The sequence below is a fragment of the Paenibacillus agaridevorans genome, from assembly GCF_003112455.1.
Lineage (GTDB): Bacteria > Bacillota > Bacilli > Paenibacillales > Paenibacillaceae > Pristimantibacillus > Pristimantibacillus agaridevorans.
The window spans coordinates 1-1,220 of the sequence record NZ_BDQX01000180.1; the positions used below are offsets into that span (position 1 = coordinate 1).

1 protein-coding gene and 1 pseudogene are annotated in these 1,220 nt (G+C 57.2%); both read left to right on the forward strand.

Features of this window, described 5'->3' with window-relative positions; genetic code table 11:
* The first annotated feature begins 78 nt into the window (after nt 1-78).
* Nucleotides 79-909 (forward strand): carbohydrate ABC transporter permease, encoded by an 831-nt coding sequence (locus PAT3040_RS17755; protein WP_373271327.1) that lies wholly within the window; start codon nt 79-81, stop codon nt 907-909.
* Between the two features lie 28 nt (nt 910-937).
* Nucleotides 938-1,220, forward strand: a pseudogene (locus tag PAT3040_RS38735) (histidine kinase); the annotation flags it as partial.

Sequence of the window (1,220 nt, forward strand, 5' to 3'; positions counted from 1 at the left end):
CAGCTCCCTCGGGAGCTGGAAAATGGCTCAAAACAATGTTCAAGAAATACTATACGAGGAGGGACCATCATGACCATTATGCGCAAATTCGCTCTGAGGCTGCCCGTCTGGACGCTGCTCGTCCTTGTGTCCGCAGCGATGTTGTTCCCCGTCGCCGTCGCGATCCTCGGTTCGTTCAAATCCAATCTGGAGCTGACGACGGGCGCCACGTTTTTCCCGGAATCCTGGCAATTCCGCAACTACCTGCAGGCTTGGACGGGCGCGGACTTCGCGAGCTTCACGTTCAATAGCGTTTTCGTGGCGGTGTTCGTGACGATCGGCACGCTGCTCGTGGCCTCCATGGCCGCCTATGCGGTGGACCGGGTGGCGTTCAAAGGCAAGAAGATCTTCATCTTCCTGCAATCGTTCACGCTGTTCATCTCCATCGGCGCGGTCGTGCTGCGCCCGCAGTTCGACCTGATGGTGGGTATCGGTTTGCAGAAATCATTATGGGGTGTCATAATCATTCTCATTAGCGCCCACGCCACCGCGTTCTTCATGATTATCGGCTTCTTCCGAGGCATCCCGAAGGATCTGGACGAGGCGGCGCTGATCGACGGCTGCAACTTCTACTCCATCTTCTGGCGCATCATCTTGCCGTTGCTGAGACCGGCGCTTGCCGTCGTGACGCTGTTCACCTTCCGCGGAGCATGGAACGAATACATTTTGCCGTTAGTGTTCTCCTTGTCCCGCCCGGACATGCAGACGCTGCCGGTGGGTCTCGCCAATCTCCGGTACGGCGCCGGAGCCGCGGTCGAGAACCAGCTGATGCTGGCCGGAGCGTGCATCTCGCTGCTGCCTCTGCTGATCGTGTATTTGTTCGCCAACCGTTCCTTCATGCAGGTTACGGTGGGCTCCGTCAAAGGTTAATCCTTTCTGGAATGAGGCGATGTGCAAGATGAAACAATTGTTTCGCCGAATATCGTTGAAGAGAAGACTGTGGGTATCCTTCGTGATGCTCACAGTCGTTTGCATATCCGTCACGGGAGCTTACGTTTCCGTGTTTTTTGCATCCGAGATGAAGACGCAGGCGACGACGACGAGCCAGAACACGCTGAACAAGACGGCGCAGGTGTTCGACGAACGTCTGCGCAATATCGTCGTATCCATCTCCACGCTCATGATGGGCGAGCCGTTCCAGCGCACGATGCGGGACGTGCAGGCGGGGGACGGCGCGGAGT

Coding starts and splice junctions, on each gene's coding strand:
- PAT3040_RS17755 (WP_373271327.1), top strand. CDS start 79: ATGCGCAAATTCGCTCTGAGGCTGCCCGTCTGGACGCTGCTCGTCCTT.